The sequence below is a fragment of the Paenibacillus sp. FSL W7-1279 genome (assembly GCF_037969845.1).
Taxonomy (GTDB): Bacteria; Bacillota; Bacilli; order Paenibacillales; family Paenibacillaceae; genus Paenibacillus_AQ.
In genome coordinates, this window is sequence record NZ_CP150215.1 from 7,044,633 (window position 1) to 7,060,598 (window position 15,966).

15 protein-coding genes are annotated in these 15,966 nt (G+C 51.8%); 4 read left to right on the top strand and 11 right to left on the bottom strand.

All coding sequences use genetic code 11. The features are described 5' to 3' along the window. Positions 1–142: 142 nt before the first annotated feature. From MKY82_RS31935 to MKY82_RS31980, 10 genes are all read right to left on the bottom strand, one after another. Positions 143–808, bottom strand: a complete 666-nt coding sequence (locus tag MKY82_RS31935; protein WP_339295065.1) for a PepSY domain-containing protein — start codon at positions 806–808, stop codon at positions 143–145. Between the two features lie 121 nt (positions 809–929). Further along, positions 930–1,592: a PepSY domain-containing protein gene (locus MKY82_RS31940; protein ID WP_194539983.1), complete on the bottom strand. Its 663-nt coding sequence runs from the start codon at positions 1,590–1,592 to the stop codon at positions 930–932. A gap of 88 nt (positions 1,593–1,680) precedes the next feature. Further along, positions 1,681–3,033 carry a HAMP domain-containing sensor histidine kinase gene (locus tag MKY82_RS31945; protein WP_339295066.1) on the bottom strand — a complete coding sequence of 451 codons (1,353 nt, stop codon included), beginning with the start codon at positions 3,031–3,033 and terminating at the stop codon, positions 1,681–1,683. Next, the gene (locus tag MKY82_RS31950) at positions 3,030–3,728 is read right to left on the bottom strand and encodes a response regulator transcription factor (protein ID WP_194539985.1); all 699 of its coding nucleotides are present in this window, start codon (positions 3,726–3,728) and stop codon (positions 3,030–3,032) included. Before MKY82_RS31950 ends, MKY82_RS31945 begins: the two co-directional genes overlap by 4 nt. Positions 3,729–3,764: 36 nt before the next feature. Then, positions 3,765–4,403: a ThuA domain-containing protein gene (locus MKY82_RS31955; RefSeq protein ID WP_071218819.1), complete on the bottom strand. Its 639-nt coding sequence runs from the start codon at positions 4,401–4,403 to the stop codon at positions 3,765–3,767. 110 nt (positions 4,404–4,513) lie between these two features. Further along, positions 4,514–5,329, bottom strand: a complete 816-nt coding sequence (locus tag MKY82_RS31960) for a uroporphyrinogen-III synthase (RefSeq protein ID WP_339295067.1) — start codon at positions 5,327–5,329, stop codon at positions 4,514–4,516. A 227-nt stretch (positions 5,330–5,556) separates the two neighbouring features. Then, entirely contained in the window at positions 5,557–7,539 is a 1,983-nt protein-coding gene (locus MKY82_RS31965) for a methyl-accepting chemotaxis protein (RefSeq protein ID WP_220687263.1), read from the bottom strand. Positions 7,540–7,787: 248 nt separating this feature from the next. After that, positions 7,788–9,248, bottom strand: coding sequence for a catalase (locus MKY82_RS31970; RefSeq protein WP_220687262.1), 1,461 nt, complete (start codon positions 9,246–9,248; stop codon positions 7,788–7,790). Between the two features lie 189 nt (positions 9,249–9,437). Continuing rightward, positions 9,438–10,256, bottom strand: a complete 819-nt coding sequence (locus MKY82_RS31975; protein WP_194539989.1) for a winged helix family transcriptional regulator — start codon at positions 10,254–10,256, stop codon at positions 9,438–9,440. Beyond that, a complete protein-coding gene (locus MKY82_RS31980; RefSeq protein ID WP_071218814.1) occupies positions 10,232–10,627 on the bottom strand; it encodes a transcriptional repressor in 396 nt (131 codons plus the stop codon). Before MKY82_RS31980 ends, MKY82_RS31975 begins: the two co-directional genes overlap by 25 nt. A 201-nt stretch (positions 10,628–10,828) precedes the next feature. On the opposite strand from MKY82_RS31980, the gene MKY82_RS31985 reads away from it, so the two are divergent. The 4 genes from MKY82_RS31985 to MKY82_RS32000 all read left to right on the top strand — a co-directional run bounded on the left by MKY82_RS31985 (position 10,829) and on the right by MKY82_RS32000 (position 14,969). Further along, positions 10,829–11,842, top strand: coding sequence for a D-alanyl-D-alanine carboxypeptidase family protein (locus MKY82_RS31985; protein WP_220687261.1), 1,014 nt, complete (start codon positions 10,829–10,831; stop codon positions 11,840–11,842). A gap of 114 nt (positions 11,843–11,956) precedes the next feature. Then, a complete protein-coding gene (locus MKY82_RS31990; protein WP_071218812.1) occupies positions 11,957–12,652 on the top strand; it encodes a response regulator transcription factor in 696 nt (231 codons plus the stop codon). Beyond that, a complete protein-coding gene (locus MKY82_RS31995; RefSeq protein ID WP_194539991.1) occupies positions 12,645–13,742 on the top strand; it encodes a HAMP domain-containing sensor histidine kinase in 1,098 nt (365 codons plus the stop codon). Before MKY82_RS31990 ends, MKY82_RS31995 begins: the two co-directional genes overlap by 8 nt. A 114-nt stretch (positions 13,743–13,856) precedes the next feature. Beyond that, positions 13,857–14,969, top strand: coding sequence for a diguanylate cyclase (locus MKY82_RS32000; protein WP_194539992.1), 1,113 nt, complete (start codon positions 13,857–13,859; stop codon positions 14,967–14,969). On the opposite strand, the gene MKY82_RS32005 is transcribed toward MKY82_RS32000, so the two are convergent. After that, on the bottom strand, positions 14,966–15,916 hold the full coding sequence (locus tag MKY82_RS32005) for an aldo/keto reductase family protein (RefSeq protein WP_194539993.1): 951 nt from the start codon (positions 15,914–15,916) through the stop codon (positions 14,966–14,968). The genes MKY82_RS32000 and MKY82_RS32005 overlap by 4 nt on opposite strands. Positions 15,917–15,966: the final 50 nt, after the last annotated feature.

Here is a 15,966-nt window from a genome sequence, read left to right on the forward strand (position 1 = left end):
GAGGGAATCCGGAATCGGATAACAAGAAATTGCATTCCAGCCATGCTTATTATGTAAAATACAATAAAAAAGCGAACAGGCGGGAAAATAAATGATCCCGCTTGTTCGCTTATGGTGTCATCTCATAAGATGAAGAAATGGCTTAGTCGTCATCCCCGTCATGATCATCGCGATCATCATGATCCCCATCGTGATGGTCATCATAGCCATCATCATGTTCGTCATCGTCGTCATCATGGTCGTCGTATTTCTCATACTCCGCCTTGATCACTTTACCGCTGATCGCATGGACTTCTACGTCAGATGATCCGTTTGCTGTCTTCACTTCGACGTCATACACCCATCTGCCGTCATCTTGGTCCAGATCCACTTCTACAGCCGTACCGCCCTTAGCGTGTTTTACAGCGATAGCGGATGCCTTGCCGGCACCGATCAGATTGCCTGGAAGTTTATCACGATCATCATCATCGTCATCCCGGTCCACTCTTACACCAAGGGATTTGCCGTTATAAGCATCAATCCATACATCCACGTCCCGGTTATTCTGCTGGATCTCCACATCGTATACCAGCTTGCCCTTTTTCCGGTCTATATCAATGCTCTCCACTTTGCCGCTGGCAGCAGCCAGTGCCAATTGTTCCGCTTTTTCCATTCCGATCAACTGCTGCTGTTGCTTCGCTGCTGCCTGTGTTCCCGCTGCAGTCGTATGTCCTGATCCTGCCGCCTGTACAGCGTTATAACCGTATACTCCACTTGCCGCGATAGCTACGGACAGTGCGCCTGCCCACCATATTTTCTTCTTCATCATCTTACGCCTCCTCATTATTCTCTCCTGTTGATTTCTACAAACCCAATATACCCTCTCAACATGAGAGCTTTCGGAGAGAAAGATTAGAAAACGATGAGAAAACGCGGACAAGACCTCTCATTTATTCATCGTCGTCCTCATCATCCCAAGTCACTGTCATGATCTTACCGGTAATGGCATGGACTTGAATGGTCGCTTCGCGCCCGTCCGCTCTCTCAATCTCCACCAGATAGTAACGGCTGCTCTTACTCTCGCGATATTCCACATCTTCCACCGTTCCCGGTACCTTCTCTAAAGAAAGCTTGATCGCGTATTCTTTGGTAATCATCGTTGCAGGTGGTTCCGAAGTGCCGCTTCCATTTCCACTTTCCCCGTCCCCAGCTCCCTCCGCTGCTCCCTTGCCACCGTTATCCGCTGGCTCGGAAGGAGGATTGTCTGGATCCGGTTCCGTTGGCTGATCCGGCTCCCTTGGCCCACCCGGTTCAGGATCTGGCTTCACAGCGGTCTTATCCCGCTGCTCTATGGACACGATATCACCTTGACGAGCATCCACCGTCATCTCATATGTTCCGGTAGCCGACTGAAGTTCTAATCGATACACCCCGCCGTCCAGCGCGGTCTTCGTTATTTCGCCGCCAGGATATTGGGAGAGCACCTCCTCCACCACTTCATCCATTGACATAGCGGAAGTAGAACGGCTAAAAGGACTCCATACCGCATTCACAATAATCATAACCGCTACCAGCATCACGATACCCAACAGCAGACTGACTTTTTTACGCATCGAATCACCTCGGATACAATCTGTCTTTACCGTCAGTATAGCGCAGCATGGTTAGAATACGATGAGAAAAAGGAATGTTTTTGGCCTTTTATTTCGATTCTTGCAGCCGGATTGTGGCGGTTGTACCGACACCCGGCAGGCTATCCAGCTCGATCGAAGCCGAGATGGCCTCAGCGATATCCTTAGCCAAGGACAGACCAAGACCAGCCCCCCCGCCCCGGCGGGTACGAGCCTCGTCCACCCGGTAGAAACGGTCGAACACATGCTCCAGCTCCTCCTTGGCAATGCCGATTCCGCGGTCGATGACCCGAATATAAACCTCCGATGGCTTCCTGCCAACCTGAATGACAATATGTTCGTCACTGTACTTGCGCGCATTATCCAGCAGAATGAACAAGAGCTGTTTGAGCCTGCGGCCGTCCGTCCAGCCGAGAACCTCGCCATCGGTTTCAACCTCCACCGTGCGGTTATAGGCATCGCGGAAGGCACGCGCGGAAGACTCCGATAATGCCACGAGATCCACCTGCTCCATCTCGACCTGCCACTGATCCTGATTGCGGGCAAGCAGCAGCAGCTGCTCCGTCATCTCCTTCATCCGGATCGCTTCCGAATGGATCGCTTCCACGGACTCCATGAACAGCTCCGGCCGGTCCAGACCTCGCCGCTTTAACAAACTTGCGTAGCTCTCGATGATGGTAAGGGGCGTCTTTAACTCATGGGAAGCGTTGGACACGAATTGCTCCTGCCTCGCATGATTGCTCTCCAGCAGCGTTATCATGTCGTTGAACGCAGCCCCCATCTCCACCAATTCATCCTTGGATTTCTCCTTCAGCTCGATTCGCCGGAACCGCCCGCTTTGCCGGATCTCCCGCATCGTACGGATCAAAGCCGTAATCGGCTGGACGATCAAACGTCCCAGTATCCGCGTCGAAAGGATGACCGGAACCAAGGCAATCGCGGTTACGGCAACCAGTACGATTCGCAGCACTTGGAGCGTCTCCATCGTAGCGGCAAGACTGCGGGCCACCTGTATATTAACCACGATCCCGTCTCTCCAAATGATAGGCAGGGAAACCATCGTATACCGGATATTATCATACTCAACGACCTTCACCTGCTTCTGCGTATCGTACGGCAGCTTAAGCTCATCCATATCCTCACCGGAGGAAGTCACTGAAGTGGACGGATAGCTTTCATCCGGCCCGAGCAATTGAATCTTCCCGTCCAGAGGGACATAGCTTCGTAGAAGATCGCTCGTCGGGATACTATCCGCGGCTTTGGCCATTTCCCGCGAGATTCTGGAGTCCTCCGCTTCCGCTTGCTCCAGCTGGCTGTCCACCGTCATTTTGCTAAACACATAGTACACGGATAAGTTCATGACTATCAGAATGGCCGCCATCAGCACCGACGAATAGAGGTGGATTTTACTGCTCAGCTTCATGGGGTCTCTTTGAGCACGTAGCCGACGCCGCGGACGGTGTGAATGAGCTCATATGCGCTATCATGATCGATTTTTTTGCGGACGTATCGTATATATACATCGACGACGTTGGTGTCGCCATAATAATCGTATCCCCATACGGCAGCGAGTATCTGCTCGCGGTTCAGCACCTGCCGTTTGTTCTTCAGTAAATAGACGAGCAAGTCAAATTCACGCGGCGTCAGATCGATCCTTCTGCCATCGCGAATGACTTCCCGCGTGCCTTCGTTCAATTTCAAATCCGCTGCCGTAAGCCACTCTCCTGCCGCCTGCTCTTCCGGATCCTGCTTACCCTGAAGCCGCAGCGCAGCACGAATCCGCGCCAGCAGCTCTTCGATCTGAAACGGCTTCGTTATATAATCATTGGCTCCTAGATCAAGCCCCGATACTTTATCCTCAACGGAGCTTTTGGCTGTCAGCAGCAGCACGGCTGTGTGGGAGTCATGGGCACGGATGCGCCGCAGCAGCTCAATTCCGCTCATCCCGGGGAGCATGACATCCAGCAGAATTAAATCCACGTCCTGACTGCGGTATGCCTCCAGCGCATCCAGCCCGTTGTCTGCCTTGGTCACCTGATATCCTTCACTCTCCAGCTCGATTTCAAGCAATCGGGATATTTTCGCTTCATCCTCAACAATTAATATCTTCCCGCTCAAGCGCGTCCCTCCTACCGATCCTATCGAAATGGCTTCTTAACCCGGAACGCGTGCAGCCCACTTGGCCGCTTGCGTAATCATCAAACGCAGCTGAGGCTGAAGAAATGACGGCTCATGGTGGCCCGGCATCAAGAAAACCACGCGTCCGATGCCATACGTATGGCACCAGGCGGCAGGCCACTGCTTCCCTTCATATTCATAATGCAGCAGCACGGTTTTTTCCGTAAACGGACTGAATATGAAACGGTAAGGCTCCTCATCGAGCACAAAAGGCTCAACGCCTTCCGTAATATCGTGATCGGTCTCCCCTGGAACGAAATACAGCTTCTCCATGGGCGGGTGTCCGTCAAAACGGGCGCCGATCAGCTGCGCAAGCTCATAACGATTGGCCAGCGTAACGCCGTTATGAATCACGAGCAAGCCGCCGCCGCCGCTTACGTAAGACAACAGGCCTGCGGTCTGGCGAGGCGAGACGCGCTCATCCCATAGGTCGCTGTAGGCGATGCAGAGCTCGTAAGGGTAGAGATTGCTTTCATGCAGCATTTTATGATTTTCCGTGCACTGCACGGTGAACATGTCGTTCAGCAGGTGTGTCACTTGTTTGTCGATGCCTTGCAGCGGATGAAACTTCGGGTGGGTGTAGCTGCCAAGCAGCAATGCTTTTCTCTTATCCATCGGTCATCCTCCTATTTACTACTCAATATTTCACATGATCCTTATGAACATGCATGAAGAAGCTGGCATGGAATGAAATCTCCCCAACTTTATTACGTTATATCATGACATTATTCTTGGTTTTGAGCAAAGTAGCGGCCAAGCGCCACCATCATGCTGCCCATTCGCTCTTCCTCGGGAACCACCATGCGTTCAATGCCTTCTTCGCGGAGTCCCTGTGCCGTAACCTTGCCGACAGCGGCGGCCAGGACCGGTCCGCGGAATGCCTCAAGCACAGCCTCCAGCTTGCCGTGGGCACGTGCATAATCCGCAAGAAAACGGAACTGGGGCGCGCTTGTAAAAGCAACCGCATCAACCTTGCCGCCCACAATTTCGTCCACGAGCTGCGAAACATCCTCCTCCAGCGGCGGAATGTGCTTATACGGCAGGATCTGCTCTACTACCGCCCCGCGACTCTCCAGCCACTCCACCAGCTTAGGGGCAGATTCGCCGTGCAGCTGCAGAATGACGCGCTTGCCCGACAAGTCATGCGGCGCAAGTGACCGGATCAGCCCCGATGTACTGCCGTCATCATCTCTTACGACCGGCACCAGCCCGCGTTTTTTCAGCGCATTTGCCGTTTTGTACCCTCTTGCCGCAATCGAGGTGCGCTGCAGCGTTTCATTTAATGTATCCAAAAGGCCCATCTGTTCGGCCGTATCATAAATGGCCTCCAGGCCGATTCCCGTCGTAAATATCGCCCACGGTGCAGGCGCTTTGAGCCAAGCTTCGATCGAACGACGCAATACTTCATCATCCAAAAATACGGTTCCCTGGGCCGGACGAAGCAGCGCGGTTCCTCCCATCTTCTCCACCAGCTTAGCCATGTCTGCCGCCTTGCGCGGACCAGCCAAAGCGACGATCCGATCTTTCATATGCTGTGCCATGTTATATGCCCCACTCTCATCATTTCTAGCTTGTAGATCCGTTAATCTTACGCTTCTAGCAGTTGACTCCAGTATAAAGGCCCTGCTCCTATAGATAAAGTCACTTTGGTCTTATTCTTCAAAAAGCCCCCCTTTCCTGCCACAAACCAAAAAGCAGCAAAGGAATATAAGTTCCCTTGCTGCTTCAACATGAAATATTCGAGACATACTGCACGCCCCGGAAACTCTTAAATCTTGAAGCGTTTCACCATCTCCTGCAGTTCTTCGGCTAACCGGCTTAAATCTGCAGCAGACGCGCTCACCTCTTCCATGGAAGCAAGCTGTTCCTCAGAGGCAGCCGATATCGTCTGAGTCTGGCTGGACGTTTGCTCAGACACCCCGCGGATATCTTCAACGGACTTTTTCGTGGAGGCCGTATCTTGTGCCAATTCCTTAGCCGCTTTCGAAGTGGTTCTTACCTGGCCGGACACCGTATTCACGGCCTTTTTGATACGGGAGAAGGAGCGTCCGGTCAGATCCGCTGCGTCAACGCCGTCCGACACCTTCTGCCTGGCGGCTTCCGTCACCTCCATGGTTCGTTCCACTTCTGCAAGTATCCCTGCAATCAGCCCTGATATATAATCCGCTGAGCTTTCCGACCTTTGCGCAAGCTTACGGATTTCGGCGGCCACAACCGCAAATCCTTTGCCCTGCTCCCCGGCTCTCGCAGCCTCGATCGAGGCATTCAGCGACAGTAGGCTTGTCTCCTTGGCAATGTCGGTAATGGCCGAAGCGATACCGCCGATCTCCTCGGTCCGCTCAGACAGCTGATGGATAACCCCATTCAAATCGTTCATCGCATGATCGATATCCTGCATCGTCGCTGCTGCGGTAATCACCGTCTTGTTCCCTTCCTGAGCTAATTCCTCCGTCTGGTTCATGGCATCTGTAACCTTCTCCAACACTTCTGCAATCTCATCGGCATGCCTGGATACTTGAAGGATGCGCTTCAGAATCTCCTCCGCGGCGTTCAACTGGCGTTCGCTGCCGGCGGCCACCTCCTGAATGGAAGATGTGACATGCTCGACGGCGCTTGTATTTTGCAGGGCGCTTGCGGACAATTCCTCGGAAGATGCGGAAACATTCTCCGTCATCGCCTTAACCCCGTGAACCATGTCTCTGAGACTATCCACCATCTGCTGGAAGTGATCGGCCAATTCTCCAATCTCATCTCGCTTGAAGCCTTTCATGCGAAGCGTCAGATCCCCCCCGCTAATGACCTCGGTCGCTTGGCGCATACGGCGGATCGGCTTGATCACTGAGCTTACATTCCAAGTCACCAGAATTAAGGCGGTTAGCAGCGACACGGTCATGACCACAATCATCGTGTGGCGGATGCCATTAACGGCGTCGGCGACTTCCTGAACATACATGGTCCCGGCAATTTTCCAGCCGGTTCGTTCATTTGTAATGTAATTCAATTGTTTCTCCATGCCTTCATGAACATAGTGAAAATGACCGGTCGGCTGCTCATACATCTTGGAGATCCAGGTTTCCTCAGCCAACGCGTCCGTCCCTGCTTCATAATCGGGGTGAAACAAATATTTGTGGTTTTGATCCAGCACCATCGTGTAGCCTTCTTTACCTACCTGCACCTCGACCAGACTCTGGATGCTGCCGAGGTTGAGATCAATGCCCACGACGCCTTTGCCGTCAGGCAGCATCTGGGCGATCGTTACAACAATCAGTGAGCCTGCATTCGAAGCATAAGGGGCTGTAATAATCGGTTGGCCCGATGCATTCATTGCCTCCTGGTACCAGCCGGTTTGTCTAGGGTCATAGCCCGGCGGCAGCTTTTCACTCGATGCCTTGATAATTCCAGCCTGCGCCGTACCGATAAATACGTCTACCGTATCCGGATGAAGTCCCAAGTACTGCTTCAGTGCATGGATAGTTGAACCTGCTTGCGCTTTAAGTTCCTTGTCGATTTCCGCGGACTTCATCGTGGTGCTTAAATAATTCAGGTCATCAAACTTGGATTGCAGCGTGTGGTTAATGATCTCATTCGCCGTATCAACACTCAGCGATGCACTGCGGAGAATTTCATCCTCGATCGTTCCCTTGGCGTCACGGTAGGTGATAAAACCGATGGCGCAGCTGGGCACAAGGAGCACGAGGAGAAATGTGAGGATCAGATTTCTTCGAATACGATTAGCACTTTTTTTCTTCATGGGTTTCTTTCCTTTCTAAACTGCAGTGAATCTCGCCTGTCTTCTATAAAAATACTCCCTTCAACTTATCGGCATCTCCTGAACCATTCATTATGCAGTAGGTATAGGTAATTAATTCCATAAAAAGAGGGATACCCTGTTAAACGGGTACCCCTCTTGTCGGCAATCCTAGATCACCGTTTATATAAAGGCCATCCATCCTGCACTGCGGAAACCAAGATGGCTGGCTCTTATACGTTTAAACTACATTACTTCTGCTGATTGGAAGGTATGAATGCGCTTAGGTCTACACCAAGCCCGGCAGCCAGTCGTGCGCCGTATTCCGCGTCCGCACGGAAGAAATTGCATACAGCACGGAGCTGGATATCGGATTTGACCTGACTCAAGTCATCAACCAGATTGCGGATCAGATGATCCTTCTCCTGCTCGGTAAATGAACGATACAACTCTCCGGCCTGTGTGAAATCATCCGTTTTCTCGATACGCTGGCGAACGACACGCCCGATGAGCGGTGCCTCGCTTTCACTTACAGACGGATCTTCCACAGGTCCTGTTGTATAGCTGTTCGGCTCATAGTTTACCGGGGACGGATCTTGATTCACGTTCATCAAGCCATCGCGTTGATGATTACGCACAGGAGCATATGGGCAGTTAATCGGAATCTGCAAATAATTCGCACCCAGTCGATGACGCTGCGTATCCGGATAAGAGAATAACCGGCCTTGCAGCAATTTATCCTCCGACGGCTCGATACCAGGCACCAACGCACTTGGGGAGAAAGCGACCTGCTCCACTTCGGCAAAGAAGTTCTGCGGATTGCGATTCAAAGTCATGGTGCCGACCGTTACGAACGGGAAGCGATCCTCCGGCCAGGTCTTTGTAGGGTCCAGCGGATCAAAGGACAATTCATCCATCTCCTCCGGGGACATCAGCTGCACCTGCAGGCGCCATTTCGGGAAATTCCCGTTTGAAATGTGCTCATGAAGATCACGGGTGGCGTGATTGAAATCCTTGCCCTGGACTTCGACCACTTCGTCTGCATTCAGCGTATTCACGCCCTGTGCGGACTCCCACTTGTATTTAATGTAGGTCACTTTGCCTTCGCTATTCACCCACTTGAAGGCGTGAACACTGAAGCCATCCAACTCGCGATAGTTCGCCGGTGTGCCGTGATCGGAGAACACCCAGGTCATCATATGCGTGGATTCCGGGGATAGCGTCATGAAGTCCCAGTACCGGCCGGGCTCCTGGATATTGGTCTCCGGCGAAGGTTTCAAGGAATGCACCATATCGGGGAATTTGATTGCGTCCCGAATAAAGAAGACAGGGATATGGTTCCCTACAATGTCATAGTTGCCTTCCTCCGTATAGAACTTCACGGCAAATCCGCGCGGGTCGCGTGCCGTTTCGGGTGACCCCGTTCCATGAATAACCGTGGAGAAGCGAACGAACACAGGAGTTTCCTGACCGATTTCCTGCAGGAATGCCGCTTTCGTATAAGGCTTCATGTCATTCTCCACAACAAATGTACCGTGCGCACCTGCCCCGCGGGCATGAACGACGCGCTCCGGTATCCGTTCACGGTCGAAGTGGGCGATTTTTTCGATCAGATGATAATCCTCAAGCAGCGTCGGTCCGCGGCGTCCTGCCGTTTTGGAGTTTTGGTTATCTCCGACCGGAGCCCCTTGATTGGTTGTCATTCTATCCATATATGAACCCTCCATCATTTCTATAATTGATTTTAGACTGAATCTAAATTTATGAATTGATTGTATCATTGGAGAATCCATCGGATCATGATTGTCGCATGAGTGTTATATGACCCTTTTATGATCGTAATATGAAGTTCGGATGAACCTTCTAGAGTGCGGTGAATGAACAAAAAAAAGGGAGGGGGATTAGTCCGCCAGGCGGTATCCCACTCCTCTAACCGTTGCAATATAGCGCGGGGCACCCGCGTTGTCGCTCAGCTTTTTACGCAAGCTTTTGATATGGACGTCGACTACGTTGCTGCCGCCCATAAAATCCGTATCCCAAATTTTGCACATCAGATCCTCACGCGTGCATACGGCTCCTTCGCTGTCCAGCAGGAGCATCAGCAAATGATACTCTGTCTTGGTCAAATGGATCGGAGTGCTGCCCCGGTGGATCGTCATTTTATCCCGATCAATGGACAAGTCTTTATAAACGAGGCCTCGCATGACCTCTTCTCCACCTGACAACCCGGCGGCCGGTGAGAACAATCGGATGGTTCGCTGCACCTGATACATCATCGTATCTTTGGAACGGGCAGGCCATACCATGAGCTCTTCGTTCAACAGGCTTGAGCCCGCATTGCTCATTAATTCTTCCCCTACAAGATACAGAATCGGAATAGAGGAATGCTCAGGCAGCAGGAGTTCCTTCTCCTTGTTGAACGCCGTCATATTCCGGCAGCCCGTCATATCGGCAATAATCAATCCTGTATTGAGTGCCGACTGAAGACGCGGTTCCCATTTGCGGAACATCATCACCTCGAAGCAGTTCTCGGTCAAGGTAATGAACATTTCATTCACCCGTCCGGGCGAACGGCTTAATAACGCAGCCCGCAGCGTTGTGGGACAAGCATCCCCTATCGCCATCGGCGTCGTCGGACGAACATACAGGTTGCCGGACTGGAAATCAGGAAACGAATAGACCGTTCCCAGTGCCGTCATTTCTTCCGTTTGGTTTGACATTCTGGACACACCCCCCCGAATACGACGTGAGCATGATGGATGACGTAATTGGTTTCACCGGCTACCGTAGCAGCCCAATCCTCTGGCACCTCCGTCATGACCTCGTCCACTTTACCGCATACTTCACAAATAATATGTTGATGATCGTCCGTACGGGCGTCGTACCGACTCGCGCTCTCGCCCAGCTTCAATTCTCGAATCAACTGCTTATCCGTCAAATAACGAAGGGAATTATAAACCGTCCCGTACGCCAAATTATATCCTTTCTCCACCAGCCGGTTCATGATGTCCGCAGCAGTCGGATGATCATGCGATTCCCGAAGGACATCGTACACCGCTTGGCGTTGTGTCGTCAGATTTAAAGATTTCAAGGTATTCACCCTTTTAATTTATTTTTAGATCAAGTATAAATCCTATTCTTCGCAAGGTCAACATCCATTGCCGAAATTGCCGCTGGTAATCTTTAAGATTTCTTTAGATTCAATTAAAAATTCCTTTAGCTTGTATGGTTAGAATTAGAACATACATAAACGATGAAACGTATAACCCGCCAAAGGAGGCGATCGACCGTCATGGAATCCATAGGCGAGTATCCCAATCAAGTACCGTCATCCCCCGAACGATCCCGTCAGCAAACCGGCACGATTCGAAGCAAACGAATGAAGCGGCGCAAGGGACGAGCACGTTTAAGTCTGCTCCTTCTGCTGTTTCTCGTCATTCTGTTGGTCGTGTTCATCGCGAAGATATTTATTCCGCCTCCCATCAAAGCGAGCTCGGCCATCCTGATTCATGCAGATACCGGCCGTGTGCTTTATGCGATGCATGCCGATCTCCCCCTTCCTCCCGCAAGCATGTCCAAAATGATGACGGAGCTGCTGGTGCTGGATGCCGTTCGTTCCGGGCAGCATGCTTGGGACGAGAAGGTGCCGATTAGCCGATATGCCGCAGAGGTGCCCGGTTCGGCCATCGGCATGCATGAAGACGAACATTATACGCTGAGGCAGCTGTTCGAAGCGCTCATTATTCATTCGGCCAATGATGCTGCTGTAGCTATAGCAGAGCATCTCAGCGGGTCGGAAGCCCGCTTCGTGGAAACCATGAATGCCCGGGCGAAGGAAATCGGCCTTTCTGATCGGACCGTATTCGCCAATGCATCTGGTTTGCCTGCCGCCGACCTGGTTCCTTTTGCCGAAGCGGCCTCCGAAGGAGATACCGTCATGACGGCCAGGGATTCGGCCATGCTGGCCAGATGGCTGGTGAACAAACATCCCGATCTGCTCGAGGTAACCAGCCAGCGCGATTTGCCTGTACCGCAGAAGAAGCTTTCCCTGCATACCACCAATCTCATGCTTCCTGGCGAGCCATTTTCTTACGAGGGTAATGACGGATTTAAGACCGGGTATACCCGCTCTGCCGGTTATTGCTTTACTGGAACGGCGTCGCGTGGTGGGAACCGACTGATATCCGTCGTGATGGGGACCGGGGATGCCGATCAGCGGTTTAAGGAAACACGGAAGCTGATGGATTACGGATTCGATCGTCAAGGCATTTTATCGAATCTCGTCGCCGGCCTTTTTAAACGATAATTGCACAAAAACTCGCTATTTTGAAGGCAAATCTGCACTTTATGCGGTTGATTTAGGGTACACTGTTCGTATGGAATCATCGTTTCCAATGGATGTTTTACTGGAGGATATACAATGAGAAGCGTATTAATCGTAGATGACGATAAAGAAATATCCGGGCTGATCTCCATTTATCTGGAGAATGAGGGTTACCGCGTAATCCAAGCCCATGACGGGGAGGAAGCACTGCTGGCGATGGCCACGCACGGTGGTACGGTGGATCTCGTGATTCTCGATGTCATGATGCCAAAGCTGAACGGGATTGACACCTGCCGCAGAATCCGGGAAACCTCGTCCATACCCATCCTGATGCTGAGCGCCAAGAGTGAGGACATGGATAAAATCCTGGGGCTGATGACCGGCGCGGATGACTATATGATCAAACCGTTCAATCCGCTGGAGCTGACGACTCGCGTCAAAACACTGCTGCGGCGCTCCACCCTGTACAATGCCGAACTGCTTCGGGAGGACAGCGACCGGATCCAGATCGACGGACTCGACATTAACCGGACAACGCATGAGGTAACGGCCAATGGCAAAGCGATCTCTTTGACGGCAAGAGAATTCGAGATTCTGTATTTACTTGCCCGCCAACCGGGGAGAATCTTCAGCGCCGAGGATATCTTCCAGCAGGTCTGGAAGGAGAAATATTACGTCTCCAATAATACGGTCATGGTGCACATCAGCAACCTGCGGGACAAGCTCGAGAAGGAGCTGGGTTATAAGCTCATTCAAACGGTATGGGGCGTCGGGTACAAAATCCATGCGTAAGCTGCAATGGAAAATCATCACGCTGTTTTTTGTCGGTGGAGCCCTGACCCTGTCCATACTGTTCCTCGCGCAGCAGATCATCCGATTGATCGGCCGGGAATACTGGAAGGAGCCCTGGGTAAACACCCTATTCAGAGTTGATCGTATTCTGGAGGATTTCTTCGGTTTTCCCATCATCCCTACGATCATCGGCATCGTGCTGTTTATCTGCATGGTATTGCTCCTGAGCCAGGGCACCATTCGTCAAATCAATCACTTAATGGAGGGTACAAAGCGTTTGGCAAAGGGCGAATTGGATCAAGAGATTATCGTCAGCTCGAATGACGAACTGGGCCAGATGGCAACGCAAATCAATCAAATGGCCAAGCAGCTGAAGCTATCGCTGGCAGAGGAGCGGATGGCGGTCCAGTCCAAGAACGAGCTGATCAGCAACGTATCGCATGATCTGCGTACCCCCCTCACCTCCATCATCGGGTACTTGCGGCTGGTCAATGAAGACCATTACAAGGATGAAGTCGAACTCCGGTATTATACCGATATCGCGTACGATAAGTCGCTGCGCCTGGGCGGACTCGTGAACGATTTGTTTGAATACACCCGGATGGGGTACTCCCCGATAAACCGGGTTGACATTAATTTGGTGGAGCTGCTCGCACAATTGGCCGTGGACTTTTCACTCACCGGGCAGCAGGAAGGAGTACAAGTCATCTTCACGCCTGAATCGGAGAAAATCATGATCTCCTCGGACGGGGATAAGCTGATGCGCACCTTCGAGAATCTGCTGTCCAATGCGGTACGGCACGGGCGAGAAGCCGGGGTGGTGGATTTGAAGGTATCAAGTGATGCGAAGTTTGCCGTCGTACAGGTAATCAATTACGGTCCCCCGATCCCCCCATATGCAATCCCCTATCTGTTCGAGCGGTTCTACCGGGCGGATGAATCCCGTACCGATCAAACCGGCGGCTCCGGCCTTGGTTTGGCTATCGTCAAAACCATCGTGGATGCCCATCATGGCACGATTCAGGTGACCAGTAATACGGAACGAACGATGTTTGAAGTTCTCCTGCCTTTAGAGGCTCCTCAAAATTAACAAAATAAAGCATTTAATATTCGACATACAATTCCATTTTCCGATAAAATAGGGGGTGAATGTCTTCATCGCCTTGCCGACCTTGTGCAAGGTACATGAAAGGAATGATCCCCCATGACTAATATACTATTTACCAACTTTTGTATATTTGTGACTTTCTTATACTTATCCGGACTGCTGTCCAAAAAATATGTAACAGGCGTTGTGACACCGTCCATCAACGTTAAGATCAACGCCGGACTCCTCTTTGGCATTTACGGGATCATCTTGATGTATTATTCTTTTCCGATTGACCCCCGGTTTTTTGCGGATTTGCGGCATCTGGCCATTGTCGTGATCGCCAGCTACCTGGGCTGGCTTCCGTCCCTAATTGCCGGCGTGCTGATTGCGCTCGGGCGGCTGATCCTGTTCGGCATGTCCGCTTCCTCTGCCATTGCGGGAGCCGGCATGCTGTTGATCGGGATCATCTGCGGGACGCTTTCTCGTACCCATTGGAATCGTTTAAGCAAAATGCTGCTCATGAGCGTATTGAGCATGCTGGTGCTCCTATGTATTATGTGGATGAATATCCCGGACCACCACAAGGTGTATACCATCTTTACGCAGCACCTCATCATATCCATGCTCGCCACGGTGGTCATTTACATGCTGACCGAGTATATCAACACGTCCAATCAACTATTTCTGCAGTTGAAGAAAAATGCGGAGACGGATTACCTGACTAGCCTTCACAATTTGCGCCAGTTCGAGCAGCTGTTGTCGGAACGTTTTCTCGAAGCCCAGCATTTCAGCGAACGGCTGGGTGTTCTTGTCGTGGACATTGATCACTTCAAAAAAATAAACGACACCTACGGCCATGCGGCCGGAGATGCCGTTTTGCAGCAGCTCAGCAAAGTGATGAGGGAGCATTCCCGTTCTTTTGACGAAGTGTCCCGCAACGGCGGGGAAGAATTCTCAGTGCTGGTTCCAGAAGCGACCATCGACGAGACGGCCGCTATTGCGGAACGAATCCGGGCTGCCGTAGCGGACCATATCTTTGTCCTGGAAGACGGAACCAAGATTCGGATCACCGTGTCGATTGGAGTTGCTGTGCACCCCGATACGATTCGGTCAAAAAATGCCAAGGAGCTGCTTCAGCAAGCGGACCGCGAGCTGTACCGAGCAAAGGACAGCGGGCGCAACCGCGTATGCTCCGCCCCCGAAATCAATGATTTGATTCTTTCTTAATTCGAATCTGCCTTCAGTATTTCATCAATGGCAGTCAGCGTATCCGAAGACAGCTTCATACCGGAAGCCTTCACATTCTCTTCCACCTGTTCCGGACGGCTGGCGCCCACCAGCGCACTGGCTACGTTGTTCTGACGCAGAATCCAGGCCAAGGCCAATTGGCCGACGGTCATACCCAGCTCGCTTGCAACGAGATCCAGAGCCTGCACCTTCTGAATGCGGTCTTCACTCATTTTGAGCCGGTCTGCTCCAATCTTCGATGCGCGGCTGTTCTCCGGCACGGCTTGCTTGGAGGCGTACTTGCCAGTCAGAAGCCCTTGAGCTAGAGGAGAATAGACCACTTGTCCAATGCCCTTCTTCTCGCCTAAAGGAATGATCTCCTCCTCGATCTTGCGCTCGAACATGTTGTACAGCGGCTGATTCACCACGATGCGATCCAGCAAATAGCGGTCCGCAACCGCCAATGCCGCTTCCATCTGGGCAGCGGTCCACATACTGACGCCGATATAAAGCACCTTGCCTTGGCGGACAAGGTCATCCAGCGCCCGCAGCGTTTCCTCTAGCGGTGTTTCTTCATGATATCGATGGCAGTAATAGATGTCGACGTAATCGGTACCCAGCCGCTTCAGACTCGCATCGCACTGCTCTCTGATATGTTTGCGGGAAAGGCCCTGATCATTGGGTCCGTCCCCCATCTTGCCGAATACCTTCGTGGCCAGGACATAGGATTCTCGTGGGAAAGCTCTCAAGGTTTCCCCGACGACCACCTCAGCCGCCCCCTGCGCATACACATTCGCCGTATCAAAAAAATTAACGCCGAGCCCATACGCGGTCTGAATCGACTTCACGGCATTCTCCCGTTCCACATATCCCCCGTACGTCAGCCAGCTCCCGAGACTGATATCGCTAACCTTCAGTCCGCTTCCGCCCAATCTTCTAAATTCCATATGTGAAACCTCCTTCATACAAGATAGATGCTTATTCTTTATTGTAACAT